This window comes from Ureibacillus endophyticus, assembly GCF_024159215.1.
GTDB classification, from domain to species: domain Bacteria; phylum Bacillota; class Bacilli; order Bacillales_A; family Planococcaceae; genus Ureibacillus; species Ureibacillus endophyticus.
The window spans coordinates 2,171,293-2,189,654 of the sequence record NZ_JAMYWW010000001.1 but is presented as its reverse complement, the minus strand read 5'-3'; the positions used below and the strand labels follow the sequence as shown (position 1 = coordinate 2,189,654).

The following is an 18,362-nucleotide window of genomic DNA, read 5'->3' as shown; positions in this document are numbered from 1 at the left end:
ATTATTTTAAGATAGTATTGTAACTGAAATTTTTACAGTTTAGTGAAAAATTAGTTATGCTTTTGTTTTCACTTTACCAGTCCAAGTTTTAAATCCACCTTGAAGTTGGTAAAGCTGATTGTAACCTTTTTTCTTTAGGAATAATGCAGCACGTGCACTTCGACCTGAATTCTGACAATACAAATAAACAGGTAGATCTGGTCTAATTTCTTTGTATCGTTGGCGTAATTGTGTAGATGGAACATTACGTGCACCTAAAATATGTCCAGCATCAAATTCTTTTGTCTCTCGTACATCGATTAATTGCGCCTTGCGATAGCCTTGAATGAATTCTTCTTGAGTTAGATTTGTTACTGCTTTTTTTAATCTTAACATGTTTACTAAGACATACACGATTATTAAACCAAGTATGATAGCGATTGTATAAAGTACTTCCACTACTAAATTTCTCCTTTCTTTCTCCATTTACCATTATAAAAGAGAAAGTAGCGATAGTCCAATGGGTTTGATAAAATGATATTTATTGTGAGGAGATGAAATGATGAAAGCAAAATGGTATTTTATAAATTCTGGACCATGTCGTCCTTCATATAACATGGCTTTAGATGAAGCATTACTAGACTTCCATAGTAAGGGGGAAATTCCACCTGTAATTAGATTTTATGAATGGAATCCAGCAACTTTATCGATTGGCTATTTCCAAAGTGCAGAAAAGGATATCGATTTAGATGCAGTAAAAGCTCAAAATCTTGGTTTTGTTAGACGACCAACTGGTGGACGGGCTGTTTTACATGAACATGAATTAACTTATAGCATAATCGTCACAGAACAATATCCTAATATGCCTGCAACCGTTACAGAAGCTTATCGAGTGTTAAGTGAAGGTTTACTAGTTGGTTTCCAAAACCTTGGCTTAGAAGCTTATTTTAGCGTTCCAGATACAGAAGAAAAACGTGCTGATTTAAAAAGTCCAAAAAGCGCAGTTTGTTTTGATGCTCCAAGTTGGTATGAACTTGTTGTTGAGGGTAAAAAAGTAGCTGGAAGTGCGCAAACAAGACAAAAAGGTGTCATTTTACAGCACGGTGCCATTTTATTAGAACTAGATGAAGAAAAACTATTATCTGTATTTAAGTTTTCTTCTGACAAAGTTAAGGAAAGAATGCGAAAAAAATTACCTGAAAAAGCAGTTGCAATTAATCAATTAACATCTAAAAAAATTACGATTTCACAATGTATTGATGCTTTCAGAGATGGTTTTGAAAAGGCACTTGATATTGAATTAGTTCCTTATGAATTAACTTCTGAGCAATTAGAGTATGTTAGAAATTTAGAAGAAAAAAAATACTTGACTGATGAGTGGAATTATAGAAAATAGTATATAGAACATACGTTTTGTTTAAGCTGAAAAAATATTTTTTCATTGAAAGTCATGTATTCTCAACGTTTTATACAAATTTAAAAAAATCAACCCCTTGCATTGATAATTTTTATGCGGTAATCTTTTCTAGTGAATATAAATAATACAACATCTAGTGTGATTATTTTGATAGAAGCACAATATATTGTGTGGTTATTGAGTGTAAATCATACTAGATGTATTAATAGCAAGGAGGCTGGCAGATGGTAATGGTAAATGAAACACAAACAACCATCCTCATAGAGCAACTTAATAATGACATCGAGAATTTCCCCCAAGTTCATCCAATTACAAAGGACATGCATATAACTCATAAAGGCGTGTCAAGATTGGTGATGATTGACCGCTATTCGTTTAAGGATACAGAAAAGAAGACATTAAAGCCTGGAGATTTTGTAGTATTAACTATTAAGGAAGATCCAAAATTTCCTGCACGTGGATTAGGGTTTATTCGCTCAATTGATTTTGAAGCAAAGAAAGCTGAAATTTTAATCGAGGAAGAATACCGTCACGTACTAGATGATTCTAAAGAACAAAATACAGGCATTATTGTAAGGTCCTTAGACGTTATTGAAAAGCCTCTAGAAGTTTTTTATGAACAAATCGCAAAACGTAATGCAACAGGGTTAGCTTCTGTTGAAGAAACAGATGAAAATAGAGAAAAATGGTTTAATAAATTCTATGAGCAACTTGTTTCATTGAAATTTATCCCTGCTGGACGAGTGTTGTACGGAGCTGGTTCACAAACAGATGTAACATTCTTTAACTGTTATGTTATGCCTTTTGTCCCTGATAGCCGTGAAGGGATAAGTGATCATCGTAAACAAGTTATGGAAATTATGAGTCGTGGTGGCGGAGTAGGTACAAATGGTTCTACATTACGCCCTCGTAACACACTTGCACGCGGTGTAAATGGAAAATCTAGTGGTTCAGTATCATGGCTTGACGATATTGCTAAGTTAACACATCTTGTAGAGCAAGGTGGTTCAAGACGTGGAGCACAAATGATTATGTTGGCAGATTGGCACCCAGATATCGTTGAATTTATTATTTCAAAAATGCAAAATCCACGTATTCTTCGCTATTTAATTGAAAATACAGAAGATGAGCTTATTACCCGCTTAGCTCAAGAAAAGCTGAAATTTAAGCCATTAACACAGCAAGAAGAAGCGATGTACCAAGGTATTGTAAATTATAAAAATATACCTGGCCTTGGTGGTTTCAGTGAAGCAATTATTAAGGATGCCGAATCGAAACTTCGAGATGGTGGAACATATAGTGTTCACAATCCAGAATTTTTAACTGGTGCAAATATTTCAGTTACTTTAACAAAAGAATTTATGGCAGCAGTCGAAAATGATGAGGAGTACGAACTACGTTTCCCAGATGTTGCAAACTATACTCCTGAAGAAATGGCCATTTATAACGAAAAGTGGCATGAAGTAGGGGATGTTCGTGAATGGGAAGCTCTAGGTTACAGAGTACGCACATATCGTAAAATTAAAGCTCGAGAACTTTGGAATTTAATTAATATTTGTGCAACTTATGCCGCAGAACCTGGTATTTTCTTCATTGATAATGCGAATGACATGACAAATGCACGTGCTTACGGGCAAAAGGTTGTAGCAACAAATCCATGTGGAGAACAGCCACTTGCGCCGTTTTCAGTATGTAATTTAGCAGCTGTTAACTTAGCTCAATTTGCTCAAAAAGAGTCAAAAACTGTTGATTTCGAATCATTGAAAGAAACTGTAAGAATTGGTGTACGTATGCAAGATAACGTTATTAATGCAACACCTTATTTCTTAGAGGAAAATCGTAAGCAAGCCTTAGGAGAACGTCGTGTTGGTCTTGGCGTTATGGGCTTAGCAGATTTGCTTATTTATTGTGAAAAAGAATATGGTTCACAAGAAGGTAATGAGTTAGTTGATAAAATCTTTGAAACAATTGCTGTCACAGCGTATGAATCTTCTATTGAACTTGGAAAAGAACGCGGAAGCTTCCCATTCTTACAAGGTGAAACAGAGGAAGAAACTAATCGTTTAAGACAAGCCTTTGTGAATACAGGATATATGCAACAAATGCCTGAACATGTTCGCCAAGGAGTACTAGAAAACGGTATTCGTAACTCTCATTTATTAACGGTTGCACCTACTGGATCAACTGGTACAATGGTGGGTGTTGCTACTGGTTTAGAACCTTATTTCTCCTTCGTATATTACCGTTCAGGTCGATTAGGTAAGTTTATTGAAGTGAAAGCTGAAATTGTACAAGAATACTTAAAAGCGCATCCAGATGCAGATGAAAACAATTTACCACACTGGTTCATTTCTTCTATGGAATTAACGCCTGAAGCTCATGCGGATGTACAATGTGTAATTCAACGTTGGGTAGACTCGTCAATTTCTAAAACTGTGAACGCTCCAAAGGGTTATACTGTTGAGCAAGTTCAAAAAGTATATGAACGCTTATACAAAGGTGGTGCGAAGGGCGGTACGGTTTACGTTGATGGAAGTCGTGATTCACAAGTACTGACATTAAAAGCTGAATCTTCACATGATGAGCAATTAGCATTTGAAGAAGTATTGGAAGAAAAAGTGAAGGAAAAGCCAGTTGTATTGGTTGATACGATTGCGCCACTAACATCTACGAATGTGACAATCGGTTCAGAAGTAGGGAATACTTGTCCGGTTTGCCGACAAGGTACTGTTGAAGAATTAGGTGGCTGTAACACATGTACAGGTTGTGGAGCACAACTAAAATGTGGTTTATAAAAAATTAGTGAAAACTTAAAATAATCTCATTTAAAACATCCTTTTAGATTAAATTCGTCTAAAAGGGTGTTTTTTTATGTAATGTCTAAAGAAGAACATGGGTTAGAGAAGGGTGAGAATATCAAGAGTCCCTTTTTGTGCATATAGTACAAAAATTTTATGTTAAATTCTTATTTTTTAGCATAACCGTACATATAATTTGAGTTTTCTAAATTATAAAATTATTAAAATGATATTCAATTGAGGTGAATGTAATGGATCAACACATCATACAAGAATTTATAAATATAGTTGGTGAGAAAAATGTGAAAATGACAACTGCGCAGTTACTAGCGTATTCATATGATGCAACTGCAAACTATCAAGCTTTACCTGACTGTGTTCTGTCTCCTAGAAACACTGAGGAAGTATCTGAAATTGTGAAAATTTGTAATGAGCATAAGATTCCGATTGTTCCAAGAGGATCGGGTTCGAATTTAGCAGCTGGTACTGTTCCGAATAGTGGTGGTGTCGTACTGCTATTTAATCATATGAATAAAATAGTAGATTTCGATAAAGAAAATCTAACGATCACCGTTCAACCTGGTGTCATTACTGCTGATATTTGTAGCTTTGTGGAAAAAGAAAATCTTTTTTATCCGCCAGATCCTAGTTCGATGAAAATTTCAACGATTGGTGGGAATATTTGTGAGAATTCTGGGGGATTGCGCGGGCTCAAATATGGTGTCACAAAGGATTATGTGAAAGGGCTTACAGCAGTATTGCCGAACGGAGAGATACTAAAAACGGGAGGAAAATTAGCAAAGGATGTAGCAGGGTATGATTTAACTGCTTTATTAGTAGGTTCAGAAGGTACACTAGCTGTCATCACAGAAATCATTTTAAAGCTTGTACCATTACCAAAGACGAAAATGACTGGAATTGCCTATTTCAATTCTTTAGAGGCTAGTGCCAAAACAGTATCAAGCATTATAGCCAATAAAATTATTCCTGTTACCCTAGAATTTCTTGATAAAAAAACAATCGAAGCAGTTGAGCAATTTATGAAGATAGGTTTATCTACTGAAGTTGAGGCGATGCTCATTTTTGAGCAAGATGGAGACCTTGCTGCAGTAGAACATGACGTAAATGAAATGACAAGAATTGCTAATGAGAATGGAGCAATTTTCACAAAGATAGCAAATGACGAAGCGGAAGCGGATAAGTTAAAAACAGCTCGTCGTGTCGCTTTATCTGCATTATCGAGATTGAGACCAACAACGATTTTAGAGGATGCAACTGTACCTCGATCTGAAATTGCAAAAATGGTAAATAAAATTGACGAAATCGCAAAAAAATATAACCTTTCGATTGCTTCTTTTGGTCACGCGGGGGATGGGAATTTGCATCCTACATGTGTAACAGATGTTCGTGACCAAGATGAATTAAATCGAGTTGAGTTAGCATTTAGTGAAATCTTTGAAGAAGCTTTATTGCTTGGAGGCACAATAACTGGAGAGCATGGAGTTGGGGAAATGAAAGCACCATATCTCGAATGGAAGATTGGAGAAGCAGGATTAAATATTATGAAAGGAATTAAAAAAGCTTTTGATCCGAACAACATCATGAATCCAGGTAAAGTATTTGCAAAGGAAACAAAAAAGAGAGTGGTGTTACAAAGTGTCCGTTAAATTACTTATGAAAGAATCATTTGAACAACATGTAGATGAAGCGTTATTACTTGATTGTATGAGATGTGGTTTTTGCTTATCTTCTTGCCCTACGTATCTTCATACAGAACAAGATGAAGCCCAATCACCACGGGGAAGAATTGCATTAATGAAGGCAATTAGAGAAGGGAAAGTGGAATGGGATACATCCATAGAAGAATCTTTCAACCTTTGTTTAGGGTGTCGTGCGTGTGAACCTGCATGTCCTGCTGGAGTACAGTATGGTGCGTTAATTGAGCAAACAAAAGAAGCGATTCAAGAAGTAAAACCACAAAAGCGATTAGAGAAAACTGTTCGAAATATTACCTTTAATCACTTATTTGCAGAAAAGAAAGATTTAAATAAGGTAGTAAAATTAGTTCACTTCTATCAAAAGTCAGGTTTACAAAAGGTTACTAGAAAAATAGGCTTCCTCAAGTTATTCCCACCATTTTTAAATGAGATGGAAAAAGCACTGCCGGAAGTACCGAGAAAAGTAGAAGAACTTACTCCTGTGAAGCCATCAACAATAAAAGTGGCATTTTTTACTGGTTGTTTAATGGAATCACTTTTTCAAGAAATTAATGATAAAACCGTTCAATTATTAAAATTACTTGGGGCAGAAGTAGTGATTCCAAAAGAGCAACAATGTTGTGGTGCTTTACATGGCCATAGTGGAGAGCTAGAAAAAGGTTTAAATAATGTAAAGATTAATGTACAAGCCTTTGATAGTGATGAATTTGACTATATTGTAAATAATGCTGGTGGTTGTGGTGCGTTTTTGTCAGAATATGAAAAACATTTACATGACAATCCTGACTTTGCTGAAAAAGCGAGACGTTTCAGTAACAAACTAATTGATATTTCTTCCTTACTAATTAACTTGGGAATAATTGATTATTTAAAGTCGCTACCTTTATCAGAGTCAAAAGTGATTGCAACGTATCAAGATTCATGCCACTTACGAAATGTGAACAAAGTTTTCGAGCAACCAAGAAGGATTTTGGAAAACTTACCTGGTATACAATATAGAGAAATGAAAAAAGCAGATAGTTGTTGTGGTTCTGCAGGTATTTACAATCTATTACAGCCTGAGATGGCAAGCAATATTTTAAATACGAAGATGGGCTACGTCAAAGAAGTGAACCCATCCATACTTGTTACTTCTAACCCAGGGTGTTTAATGCAGATGAAAGCTGGCATTGCCAAAGAAGGTTTATCTAGTAAAATGAGAGCATTGCACATAGTAGAGTTAATTTATGAACAAGTTCATAGGGTTGTCTAATAGAAGAACTAGCAATGATGATTACTACTATTTTTAAGGGGAAAATGATGTTTGATTTACAGAAGATTGGTACAAAAATTGTAGAAGAATTAAAGAAATTAATTGATCAGGATGTCGTAATAATTGATCATAATGGGTTTATCATTGCTAGTACTGAAATTGCCCGAATTAATCAGTTTCATGAAGGTTCTCTTCTTGCAATGAAAAATAAAGAAGTCACAATCATGACATATGAATTGTCGAAAACGCTAAAAGGTGTTCGAGAAGGAATGGTAATGCCCTTAATCATTGAAGACACACCAATCGGGGTAATTGGTGTTACTGGGGAACCATCAGAAATTGAAAAATATGGGAAACTTGTTCAAAGAATCACGGAATTGTTCGTTGAAGATTTTCTTGCCCGACAAGAAAAAGAACGCGATGCAAGAATGTTTGAGTTTTTACTGTTAGATTTATTGAATGGTAGAGTCGAAAAGGACATATTGGCCCAGAGAATTGAAGTTATGGGTATTGACCCTGAAGTTTATAACCGAATTGTAATCGTAAAGGTTGATCGTAGGTTTGAATATCATGAAATAGATTATTTATTAAGTGTTCAAACCATTCATCCAAAGCTACGAATTGCGCAATGGAGTTTTGATAAATTAATAATGCTCATTCCTAAAGTTTCTAGAGAACAATTGAAAAATGGGCTGTTAACCTTAATAAAAAATATAGAAACAAGATATAAGACAGAACTTCATATTGGTGTTGGAAATTGCGAAGATTTTTATAATTTACATGAGTCCTATAAAAAATCACTTATCGCCTTGTCAACTGCTATTTCAGAGGGTGCAGAGCTAATCTTTGAAGAAGACTTAACGATTGAATTATTGTTGTCCGATATTGATGAATATAAAATTCAAACTTTTATTGAGCGCACAATTAAACCAATAATAAAAGATGAAGAATTGCTATTAAATCTTGAAAAGTGGCTAAATAGTAATAGCTCATTACAAGAAATTGCTAATGACCTTCATATTCATAAAAACACGCTGATATATAGATTAAAGAAAATAGAAAATTTATTAAACGTGGATTTAACTAAAAGTAAAAATAAATTAGATCTAAATCTAGCAATTTATTTATATAGGAAAAGCAATTTATTTATCTAAATAAGAGATATTGAGTAAGGAAAAACGGGGTGGCCAAAAAGTTTTGACTTTTGGATCACCCCATTTTTATTGCATTTGTTCAGTGTTAGGTATTTTATGATTTATAAGGGAATAGTGTTTTACCGTGCCAAAATCAACTTAGCATTTAGCATCAATAAAAAACAGGAACTCATCGTCATTCATGAGTCCCTGTTACTTTATTTTTAGTCGTGATGTAATTCCATTGCCACTTCTGGATTTTTTTCAACTTCATGCAATTTGTTGAATGAGGCAATAGCTACTTCTACCATTTCATCTTTTGGTTCTTTTGTAGTTAATAATTGAAGCCATAAACCTGGATAACCAAGATACTTTAATACTGGAATTTCTCTAAATGCATTTGTAATCTGAAGTACTTCAAAGGAAATACCAAGTACAACAGGAATTAATAATATTCGAATGACTAAACGTAACCATAATGGATCTGTTGGAAAGAAGAAGTACACAAACATACCAATGATTACAGTGAATAAAATAAAACTTGATCCGCAACGATAATGTAAACGAGATTGTTTTTGAACATTTTCGACTGTTAGTTCCAGCCCGTTTTCGTAGCAATTAATAACTTTATGTTCAGCTCCATGATATTGAAAAACCCTTTTTATTAGTGGTGTCATGGAGATAATATATAAATAAACAAGTAGTAAAATTAGTTTGAAGCCAGTTTCTAAAAATATTTGTGGATATTTACCTGTTACCCATGGAGAAAATAATTCAGCTAAAAATACAGGTACCAATGTAAAGACGAATTTTCCAAATAAAAATGAAATAACCCCAACTACTGCTACACCTAATATCATTTGAAGTTTTGACATTTCACCTTCAGATTCCTCTTCTTCACCGGGATCCATGTCATAACGTTCACTTGCAAATTGTAAATGTTTTGCACCTAAACCAGATGATTCGATTAACGCAACTACACCGCGAATGAATGGGATTTTCTTTAACTTTTGAAAAATCGGTTTTTTGGGTTTTTTAGCATAATAATATTCGATCGATTGATCATTTCTACGTACAGCTGTAACTGTATGGTCTTTTCCTCCGAACATTACACCTTCTAAAAGTGCTTGTCCACCATAAACAGGTGCTTGATTACTCAATTTATGTACACCACTCTCTCAAAATATAAAACTTGTAACTATACTATTGTACTAAATTTTCTCCAAAACCTCTACCCAAGCGTATAATGAATTTTGTTAATGGCGAAACTTATGGAAAAAGAGGTGTTGTAAAATGATTTACTTAGCAGTAACCACGAGTATTTTTGCTGCTCTTTTTCTGACATTGTCATTAAAACTTTTATCACTATTTCATTTTATTAAATGGAGTCCTGTCGGTTACACAAAGGAATGGGGGATATTAGTTCACAATCATTGGTCGATTAAATGGCTATTTTTAATCATTATGATTTTCCTTATTACCCTCATTTTATATTTTATCATGCAATATGTAGCCCTTGTACCGCATTTTTTCACGTCTCTCGTAATCGGTGCAGTATTAGCTCTTATTGTTGAATGGGTAATTTTTGATTTACCTGCAGAACTATCATCATTTAAAAAATTATCGATTCCGTTTATGGTAGTAGTTGTTATTACAGCACGATTTGTTTTCGAAACTGCTGCGTATCATTACAGAGCGCATGGTGAACGAAATAAGTTGCCGTATAAAGACTCTGTGATAAAATAAAAAAAGGTGGTAATTTTCGTTAAAAAAGGAGAATCACGCTATGAATCTATTAGTATTAAACGGTCCAAATTTAAATAGATTAGGCAAAAGGGAGCCTGAAATTTACGGCAGTGAAACGTTAGAAGATGTAAAAAATAAATGTGTTACTCTAGCTGCACAATTTAACGCAAATCTAGAATTTAAACAATCAAATCATGAAGGCGAGTTGATCGACTGGCTTCATGAAGCGGAGGATAGTGGGGTGGATGGCATCGTTTTTAATCCCGGTGCCTATACTCACACTAGTATCGCCTTACGTGATGCCATTGCTGCTATAAATGTCCCAGTTATAGAAGTACATATATCCAATATACATAAACGTGAAGAATTTCGACATGAATCGAAACTTGCAGCAGAATGTGTTGGTCAAATTACAGGGTTGGGGACATTCGGGTATGAATTAGCCCTAAGAAAGTTTTTACAACAATAAAAAGGGGATGTTTTTTATGATTAAACTTGAAAAATTACGTAAAGCGTTGATTGACGAAAATGTTGATGCGATTTTAATTACAAATCAATATAACCGCCGCTATATGACAGGTTTTACAGGAACAGCAGGAGTAGCAATTGTTTCTCAAAATGATGCAGTTTTTATTACAGATTTCCGCTATACAGAGCAGGCAAAAAAACAAGTACAAAATTACCGAATTGTCCAACACGAAGGTATTCTGTTTAAAGAAGTAGCAAATCAAGTTGAAAAAATGGGGATTAAAACGTTAGGTTTTGAGAAAGATACTATGACATACGGGGTTTATGAAAATTATAAGTCCTTATTAAAAGCTAACTTAGTACCTCTTTCTGGGTTAATTGAAAAAATTCGCTTGATAAAGAACGAACAAGAGATTAATATTATTAAGGTTGCATGTGAAATTGCAGATCAAGCATTTACTCACATTTTAGAGTTTATTAAGCCAGGAAAAACTGAGCTTGAAGTGTCGAATGAATTGGAATTTTTCATGCGTAAACAAGGTGCACAGGCGTCATCTTTTGACACTATCGTTGCAAGTGGTGTGCGTAGCGCTCTTCCACATGGTGTTGCAACAAACAAGACGATAGAAAAAGGTGATTTTGTAACCCTTGATTTCGGTGCATTATACAATGGCTATGTCTCTGATATAACTCGTACAATTGCAGTTGGGCAACCGTCTGACCAATTGATTGAAATGTACAATACTGTATTACAGTCTCAACTGCTTGCTTTAGAAAAAGTTGGACCTGGTATGACTGGAATCGAAGCGGATGCCATTGCTCGTGATTACCTAACTTCCAAAGGTTATGGCGAAGCATTTGGACATTCTACTGGTCACGGTATCGGTTTAGAAGTACATGAAGGACCAGCACTTTCATCGCGTTCTGAAACGGTTTTAGAACCAAATATGGTTGTGACAATCGAACCAGGCATTTATTTACCAGGAATCGGTGGAGTACGTATTGAAGACGATGTTTTAATCACAGAAACAGGTAATGAAAAATTAACGCATTCGAAAAAGGAATTAATTATTTTGTAATGGAGGAAAACTCATGATTTCAGTAAACGATTTTCGTACTGGTTTAACAATTATGATTGACGGCCAGTTATATCGTGTTTTAGATTTCCAACACGTTAAACCAGGTAAAGGTGCGGCATTTGTACGCTCAAAATTACGTAACTTACGCAACGGTAACGTAACAGAAAAAACATTCCGTGCTGGTGAGAAAGTAGAAAAGGCTCAAATTGATAACCGTAAAATGCAATATTTATATGCACAAGGTGATTCTCACGTGTTCATGGACATGGAATCTTACGAACAAACAGAATTAGCAAGTGCTCAAATTGAAGATGAATTAAAATATCTTCTTGAAAATATGGAAGTTTATATTCAATCATTCCAAGGTGAAATGCTAGGTGTAGAATTACCAAATACAGTAGTTCTTGAAGTTAAAGAAACTGAACCTGGTATTAAAGGTGATACTGCTTCAGGTGGTTCTAAACCAGCTACAATGGAAACAGGACTAGTTGTTCAAGTTCCATTCTTCGTTAATGAAGGGGATAAACTTATTATCAATACAACTGACGGATCATACGTATCTCGTGCATAATACTATTAAAAACAGTGATAAACAAATTTTGTTTATTACTGTTTTTATTTTTTGCGTATTTAGAAAATATTATTTTAAAAGTTAATAACTATGAAGCGCTCGTATTCTAGAATTTAACTATTAACCAGTCATCTAAAAAAATAGATGGCTTTTTTAGTTTGGACAGGTCTATTTAGTTGAACAAGCTCATATATTGCCTTACACAAGGAGGCGTCGTAATGGAGTTATCGGACGTTTTGCGAGTAGCTGGGGTAGGGCTCATCATTGCTTTACTTCATGTTTTCTTTGAGCAAATCGGCAAAAAGGAATTTTCATTTTTTCTATTTTTTATTGCATACCTATATATAACTGCAGAACTAATAAGATTTTTACGGCTTTTCTTTGACGATATCTTGACATTCTTCCAATGGCTCAATTTAAGCTAGGTACCCTATGAACTATTTAATGTATGCCGTAATCCTAATTTTACTTCTAATATTCATTAAGGAAACGATCCATAAACTACACGGACTATTTGTTATCATTTTCTTTTTCGTACTACTATATTTCTTACTGTCGGTGCTCGCCATTCCATTCGTAGAGCAGCTTCTTTCATATGTTTCATCAGTGCCCTATGTAACCCAGCTTGTGTACTCTGCACTTTTTTATCAGATAGGATTGTTTTTTCAATCATTATTTGATGAAGAGGAATACGAAACATTTGGTGAACTCGTGATGTTTTCGGTACGAATTGTACTACTATTTTATTGGACTAGCGAATTTGCAAAAGTACTTTCGAATTTCTCGTCAATTTTAGAAAAGCTTCAGTAAGGGGCTTTGACAATGAATGATCTACTTAATGTTTTTATCGATCCACTAAAATTAGCTGGACAATCTATCATTCTAGTAATGACTTACACCATACTATTTTTAGTACTCGAAGCGTTTATCCCCAAATTTAAAAAATGGGCTGACACGTTATTTATTATTGTACTCATACTAACACTCGGACAAACGGTGATGGATTCATTTTCATTAATGGGACAATTGGTCAACGTTGCTTCAGATTTCTTTTTAGGAGTTACACCAATATTAACGTCTTTATTAGTAGTTTTAAATTCGGTGTTTTCATTTATTGCATGGAGTCCGGTAATCCTCTTTATATTCGAAATGCTAATGTTACTTTGTAAAAATATTTTAATCCCTGCTGTCACTGTGGCGCTGGTGCTTGATTTTTGTACAAGGTTTATTCAAGATATTAGTTTTTCGAAAGCATCGGATCTAATTCGCGGCTCCGTCATGACAATGATTACGGCTTTATTAATTGCTATGGTAACGGTTCTATCATTTACTGGTGTAGCTTTCTTCACAATTGACCAAGCAATTGCAAGTCCAGCGAAAAAAGTAATTGAACAAACAATACCAATTGTTGGTTCACTGATTGTTGAAGGATTTTCAATCTTTCAGAAATATCAATCCACTGCGACAACTGTAGCAGGCTTTAGTGCTATGACCGCTTTTTGGATTGCCGCTTTTTTCCCAGCAGGAAAACTATTAATTCATGCATTGACTTTTAAGTTTTTAGCTGCAATTGTTGAACCGTTTACGGGTGGAACCATTAGCGGGCTATTAGACGATGTTGGAAAATCATTATTACTACTTTGTGCAGTTGCAATTCTTCTAGGCATTGCCTTTGTATTTATCTGGTTAATTCTAATGGTCATTATGCAACTAGGGGTGGGGAAAAGTTTTTGATCAAACTAATTGCGATTATTCTAATAGGAAAATGTTTATTGCTCTTAGCTGATGAAAAAGATGTTCTTGTCTATGTAAAACTAGCAACACTGCTAATTTTTATTACAACAATGTTAGATTTTCTTAAACTTTAATTCATACTGTTGGGACTAGCTTCATACAATGTGTTGAAACATGAAACTTTGTTCAGTGCAACCCCATACAGACTGTATTACTTAACTTACTGAACAAAACATTTAATTATATAAACGCCTATTGATTAGGCGTCTTGAATGGAAGGGGGGCGCTCGTTAGAGGTGAGGTGGAAAAGAAATGGACAAAGCAAAAATTAATCTTTATTCCGATTGCATTAATAGTGTTCATTGCGTACATTTCTGTAACGTTTAATGATCCAAAGGGAGAGCAGTATGATACATCAACAGCTGAAGGAAAACTTGAACAAACATTAAGCCAAATTCAAGGTGTTGGACAAGTTAAGGTTTACTTCCATTATGATGAAAATACGACAAAAACATCTGGAGATAGTTTACTAGATTTTAGTTCAACAAGTAAAAAGCCAAGTGTATCAGGATTGCTCGTTGTATCCGAAGGGGCGTCTGACCCAAGCATTCAACAGAAACTTTTAGAAACTATCAGTCGAGTAATGCAAATGCCTACTCACAGAATTATGATTGTACCGATGGAGAGTAAAGGAGATGAACAATGAAAGTAAAAAGAAGAACAGTATGGTTATTAACGCTTTTGAGTTTAGCGGCTGTGATTTCAGTTTACTATGTATTTGAACCTAATCGTGATGTGGATCTGTTAACAATCTTTACAGATGACACATTACAAGAAACAACTTTAACAAGTGTAGATGACAAAGAAATTACAACAACGACTTCAGAAAGTTATTTATTTGATGAAATGCGTATGGAAAAAAGTAACGAACGTAGTAAAATAAGAGAGCAGCTTACTCAAAAAATTGCTTCAGATCAGTACACACCTGAGGAGAAAAATGAAGCATTTAATGAAATGAATGCATTAATTGAACAAGAATCGTCTGAAGCAATGCTTGAAATGTTAATTGAGTCGCTTGGTTATTCTGATGCGTTAGTACGAGTTGAAGATGAGAAAGTAGCTGTTACTGTATTATCAGATGAAATTTCAAAACAACAGGCGAATGAAATTATCTTTATCGTACGCTCTGAGTTGGAAGATATAAGTGATGTATCAGTAAGTGTTTCATCAAATTATTACAATTAATAGTTTATTGATATAATAATGTTATATAACAGAAATTACGCAGTGCTTTCGTTTACGCAACGAAAGCACTGTTTTTTACGTAAAATTTATAAAATTAAAATTATTTGTTTCAAAAGTTCAAAAAAAATTATAAAATAGGTTTTGTAATTAATTTAAAAACCTAAGGGGTGTACACACAAATGTTTAAAGTACAAGAATTAAGAGAAATTATCAAATTAGTGGATGGCTCATCAATCGATGAATTCGTTTATGAAAACGATGGTGCTAAAATTAAATTGAAAAAAAGTAATGGTGTAGTAACTGAAGTTGTTGCTCCTAAGAAAGAAGCAGCTCCTGTTGTACAACAAGGTACAGTGGCAGCGGCTCCAGCACCAGCTCCAGTAGCTCCAAAAGCTGAAGAAAAAGTAGAAGAGCCTAAAGCTGCTGCACCAGTTGCTGATGATGCATCTTTACATAAAATTACTTCTCCAATGGTAGGAACTTTCTATCAAGCTCCATCACCAGATGCTCCTGCTTATGTAAAAGTTGGAGATAAAGTTGGAGAAGAAACAATTGTATGTATCGTAGAAGCAATGAAATTATTCAACGAAATCGAAGCAGAAATTAAAGGTGAAATTGTAGAAGTACTAGTGAAAGACGGTCAACTAGTAGAATACGGTCAACCACTATTCTTAGTGAAACCTGAGTAAGGGGAGCTTCTATCATGAAAAAAGTATTAATCGCAAACCGTGGTGAAATTGCAGTACGTATCATTCGTGCATGTAAAGAACTAGGTATCCAAACTGTAGCAGTATATTCTGAAGCTGACGCGGAAGCACTTCATGTAAAATTAGCAGATGAAGCTTACTGCATCGGACCAAAATTATCAAAGGATTCTTATTTAAGTTTCCCAGCAGTATTAGGTGTAGCACAAAAAACTGGTGTTGATGGTATTCACCCAGGTTACGGTTTCTTAGCTGAAAACGCAGACTTCGCTGAAGCTTGTGAAAATGCTGGTATTAAATTTATCGGTCCTTCTTCTGATTCAATTAAAATCATGGGGATTAAAGACGTTGCACGTTCTACAATGGAAGAAGCTGGTGTACCACTTGTTCCAGGGACAGGCATTGTTCCAGATATTGAAACAGGTAAAAAATGGGCAAGCGAAATTGGTTACCCAGTAATTATTAAAGCTACTGCAGGCGGTGGCGGTAAAGGTATCCGTGTTGCTCGTACAGAAGAAGAGTTAGTGAAAGGTATCGAAATTACGCAAAAAGAGGCTGCTGCAGCATTTGGTAACCCAGGCGTATATTTAGAAAAATTCATTGAATTCTTCCGTCACTGTGAAATTCAAGTACTAGCAGATAGCCATGGCAATGTAGTTCATTTAGGTGAACGTGATTGTACGGTACAGCGTCGTATGCAAAAACTTGTTGAAGAAGCTCCATCTCCAGCATTATCTCCTGAACGTCGTGCTGAAATGGGTGCTGCAGCAGTTAAAGCTGCTCAAGCATGTAACTACGAAGGTGCAGGTACAATTGAGTTTATTTACGACTACCAAGCTGACAAATTCTACTTCATGGAAATGAACACTCGTATCCAAGTAGAACACCCAGTTACAGAAATGATTACTGGTGTTGACTTAGTTCAACAACAATTAAAAATTGCTTCAGGTGAGAAATTACCATTCGCACAAGAAGATATTAAAATTAACGGTTGGGCAATTGAATGTCGTATTAATGCAGAAAATGCATACAAAAACTTCATGCCTTCAGCTGGTACTGTAGACACTTATGTGACTCCAGGTGGTTATGGTGTACGTATTGACTCAGCAGTATATGCTGGCTATACAATTCCTCCATTCTACGATTCAATGGTTGCAAAACTAATTGTTCACGCTGATACTCGTGAGGAAGCAATTGCAAGAATGAACCGTGCATTAAGTGAATTCGAAGTTTCAGGACCTGGAATTAACACAACAATTCCATTCCACCAAGCTTTAATGAATAATGAAGTTTTCCAATCAGGTAAATTCAATACGAAATTCCTTGAAGAAAACGATATTTTAAACGTGAAAAAAGAAGCAGTAACAAAATAAAACTTTTTAAGAGATTTTCTCATACTTTTGAGAAAATCTCTTTTTTTTATCAAAATGCGATTTTTCGAATATATAAGTGCAAATAAATGAATGAAATGAGAAATCGTCTTATACTTAAAAATAGAAGGGAGTGGACAAACTTTGTTACCAAAATTATCAGTATTAGATTTAGCTCCTGTTTTAGAAGGACAAACAATTGAACAATCTTTTCAAAATAGTAGGGATTTAATTCAACATGTCGAACAACTCGGCTATCATCGTTATTGGGTAGCGGAACATCATAATATGCAAGGGATTGCTAGCTCAGCGACTTCTGTTTTAATTGGATATTTAGCGGCAGCAACATCAACAATTCGTGTTGGTGCAGGTGGAATCATGTTACCTAACCATTCTCCGTTAGTGATAGCCGAACAATTCGGTACGTTAGAGTCAATGTATCCTGGGCGAATTGATTTAGGTCTAGGAAGAGCACCAGGATCTGATATGTTAACTGCAAGAGCTTTAAGACGTGATGAACGTGGCGCCTACGAATTTGATCGTTTAGTAGAAGAGCTTATGGAGTATTTTGAAGATGTTGATCGACCAGTTATTGCAGTACCTGGGAGAGGATTAAATATTCCTATATGGTTGTTAGGCTCTAGTTTATATAGTGCTCAATTAGCAGGGAAATTAGGCTTACCTTATTCATATGCAAGTCATTTTTCTCCAGAGTTATTAGATGATGCGATAAATACATATAAACGAAATTTCGTACCATCTGATGTATTAGAGAAACCTTATGTCATGATTGCCATCAATGCAATGGTGGGGGAGACAGATGAAGAAGGTGAATTTTTAGCAAGTACACTTTTCCAACAATTTTTAGGAATGATTCAAGGAAAAAAAGGGAAAACAAAACCTCCTCGTGAAATGGAAAGTCTTTGGACAACACACGAAAAACAAACAGTACTTCAACAATTAAAATATACTTTCTTTGGCTCACCGCAAACGGTTAAGAAAAAACTTGAACAGTTAATAAGTGAACGTGAAGTAGATGAAATTATCATAAATAGTGCAATTTATGATCAAGAAAAAAGAAGACGTTCATATCAATTGTTGGCTGATGTTTGGAAATAGAGTAAAAAAGTAAATAATATTATAGCTTT

20 protein-coding genes are annotated in these 18,362 nt (G+C 34.9%); 17 read left to right on the top strand and 3 right to left on the bottom strand.

What is annotated here, in order from left to right:
• Positions 1–54 precede the first annotated feature (54 nt).
• Positions 55–438 carry a rhodanese-like domain-containing protein gene (locus tag NKR20_RS10745; protein WP_121214882.1) on the bottom strand — a complete coding sequence of 128 codons (384 nt, stop codon included), beginning with the start codon at positions 436–438 and terminating at the stop codon, positions 55–57.
• 100 nt (positions 439–538) lie between these two features.
• Between NKR20_RS10745 and NKR20_RS10740 the strand changes: the two genes are divergently transcribed.
• The 5 genes from NKR20_RS10740 (at position 539) to NKR20_RS10720 (ending at position 8,318) form a co-directional block, all read left to right on the top strand.
• Entirely contained in the window at positions 539–1,375 is an 837-nt protein-coding gene (locus NKR20_RS10740; RefSeq protein WP_253426475.1) for a lipoate--protein ligase family protein, read from the top strand.
• 245 nt (positions 1,376–1,620) lie between these two features.
• The gene (locus NKR20_RS10735) at positions 1,621–4,191 is read left to right on the top strand and encodes a vitamin B12-dependent ribonucleotide reductase (protein ID WP_253426472.1); all 2,571 of its coding nucleotides are present in this window, start codon (positions 1,621–1,623) and stop codon (positions 4,189–4,191) included.
• A gap of 254 nt (positions 4,192–4,445) precedes the next feature.
• A complete protein-coding gene (locus NKR20_RS10730) occupies positions 4,446–5,861 on the top strand; it encodes an FAD-binding oxidoreductase (RefSeq protein WP_253426469.1) in 1,416 nt (471 codons plus the stop codon).
• Entirely contained in the window at positions 5,851–7,164 is a 1,314-nt protein-coding gene (locus tag NKR20_RS10725; RefSeq protein WP_366519720.1) for a (Fe-S)-binding protein, read from the top strand. Before NKR20_RS10730 ends, NKR20_RS10725 begins: the two co-directional genes overlap by 11 nt.
• Positions 7,165–7,178: 14 nt before the next feature.
• The gene (locus NKR20_RS10720) at positions 7,179–8,318 is read left to right on the top strand and encodes a CdaR family transcriptional regulator (protein WP_253426456.1); all 1,140 of its coding nucleotides are present in this window, start codon (positions 7,179–7,181) and stop codon (positions 8,316–8,318) included.
• A 203-nt stretch (positions 8,319–8,521) separates the two neighbouring features.
• Here NKR20_RS10720 and NKR20_RS10715 read toward each other — a convergent pair whose 3' ends face one another.
• A complete protein-coding gene (locus tag NKR20_RS10715) occupies positions 8,522–9,457 on the bottom strand; it encodes a DUF1385 domain-containing protein (RefSeq protein ID WP_253426454.1) in 936 nt (311 codons plus the stop codon).
• 133 nt (positions 9,458–9,590) lie between these two features.
• Here NKR20_RS10715 and NKR20_RS10710 point away from each other — a divergent pair, with 133 nt between their 5' ends.
• From NKR20_RS10710 to NKR20_RS10690, 5 genes are all read left to right on the top strand, one after another.
• Positions 9,591–10,043, top strand: a complete 453-nt coding sequence (locus NKR20_RS10710) for a hypothetical protein (protein WP_253426451.1) — start codon at positions 9,591–9,593, stop codon at positions 10,041–10,043.
• Between the two features lie 40 nt (positions 10,044–10,083).
• Positions 10,084–10,512 carry a type II 3-dehydroquinate dehydratase gene (gene aroQ, locus NKR20_RS10705; RefSeq protein ID WP_121214889.1) on the top strand — a complete coding sequence of 143 codons (429 nt, stop codon included), beginning with the start codon at positions 10,084–10,086 and terminating at the stop codon, positions 10,510–10,512.
• 16 nt (positions 10,513–10,528) lie between these two features.
• Complete coding sequence (locus NKR20_RS10700) at positions 10,529–11,590, top strand: M24 family metallopeptidase (protein WP_121214890.1); 1,062 nt, start codon at positions 10,529–10,531, stop codon at positions 11,588–11,590.
• Between the two features lie 13 nt (positions 11,591–11,603).
• The gene (efp, locus tag NKR20_RS10695) at positions 11,604–12,161 is read left to right on the top strand and encodes an elongation factor P (RefSeq protein WP_121214891.1); all 558 of its coding nucleotides are present in this window, start codon (positions 11,604–11,606) and stop codon (positions 12,159–12,161) included.
• Between the two features lie 218 nt (positions 12,162–12,379).
• Positions 12,380–12,586, top strand: coding sequence for a stage III sporulation protein AC (locus NKR20_RS10690; protein ID WP_121214892.1), 207 nt, complete (start codon positions 12,380–12,382; stop codon positions 12,584–12,586).
• A gap of 95 nt (positions 12,587–12,681) precedes the next feature.
• On the opposite strand, the gene NKR20_RS10685 is transcribed toward NKR20_RS10690, so the two are convergent.
• Positions 12,682–12,861 carry a hypothetical protein gene (locus NKR20_RS10685; RefSeq protein ID WP_121214893.1) on the bottom strand — a complete coding sequence of 60 codons (180 nt, stop codon included), beginning with the start codon at positions 12,859–12,861 and terminating at the stop codon, positions 12,682–12,684.
• Positions 12,862–12,983: 122 nt separating this feature from the next.
• Here NKR20_RS10685 and NKR20_RS10680 point away from each other — a divergent pair, with 122 nt between their 5' ends.
• The 7 genes from NKR20_RS10680 (at position 12,984) to NKR20_RS10650 (ending at position 18,333) form a co-directional block, all read left to right on the top strand.
• Entirely contained in the window at positions 12,984–13,895 is a 912-nt protein-coding gene (locus tag NKR20_RS10680) for a stage III sporulation protein AE (RefSeq protein WP_121214894.1), read from the top strand.
• Positions 13,892–14,029, top strand: coding sequence for a hypothetical protein (locus tag NKR20_RS10675; protein ID WP_161946751.1), 138 nt, complete (start codon positions 13,892–13,894; stop codon positions 14,027–14,029). Before NKR20_RS10680 ends, NKR20_RS10675 begins: the two co-directional genes overlap by 4 nt.
• 167 nt (positions 14,030–14,196) lie before the next feature.
• Positions 14,197–14,601, top strand: a complete 405-nt coding sequence (locus NKR20_RS10670) for a hypothetical protein (protein ID WP_121214895.1) — start codon at positions 14,197–14,199, stop codon at positions 14,599–14,601.
• The gene (locus NKR20_RS10665; protein WP_253426448.1) at positions 14,598–15,140 is read left to right on the top strand and encodes a SpoIIIAH-like family protein; all 543 of its coding nucleotides are present in this window, start codon (positions 14,598–14,600) and stop codon (positions 15,138–15,140) included. The genes NKR20_RS10670 and NKR20_RS10665 overlap by 4 nt, the downstream gene beginning before the upstream one ends.
• Positions 15,141–15,319: 179 nt before the next feature.
• Positions 15,320–15,829 carry an acetyl-CoA carboxylase biotin carboxyl carrier protein gene (accB, locus tag NKR20_RS10660; protein ID WP_253426445.1) on the top strand — a complete coding sequence of 170 codons (510 nt, stop codon included), beginning with the start codon at positions 15,320–15,322 and terminating at the stop codon, positions 15,827–15,829.
• Positions 15,830–15,843: 14 nt separating this feature from the next.
• Positions 15,844–17,217 (top strand): acetyl-CoA carboxylase biotin carboxylase subunit, encoded by a 1,374-nt coding sequence (gene accC, locus NKR20_RS10655; protein WP_253426442.1) that lies wholly within the window; start codon positions 15,844–15,846, stop codon positions 17,215–17,217.
• 141 nt (positions 17,218–17,358) lie between these two features.
• On the top strand, positions 17,359–18,333 hold the full coding sequence (locus NKR20_RS10650; protein WP_121214899.1) for an LLM class flavin-dependent oxidoreductase: 975 nt from the start codon (positions 17,359–17,361) through the stop codon (positions 18,331–18,333).
• Positions 18,334–18,362: the final 29 nt, after the last annotated feature.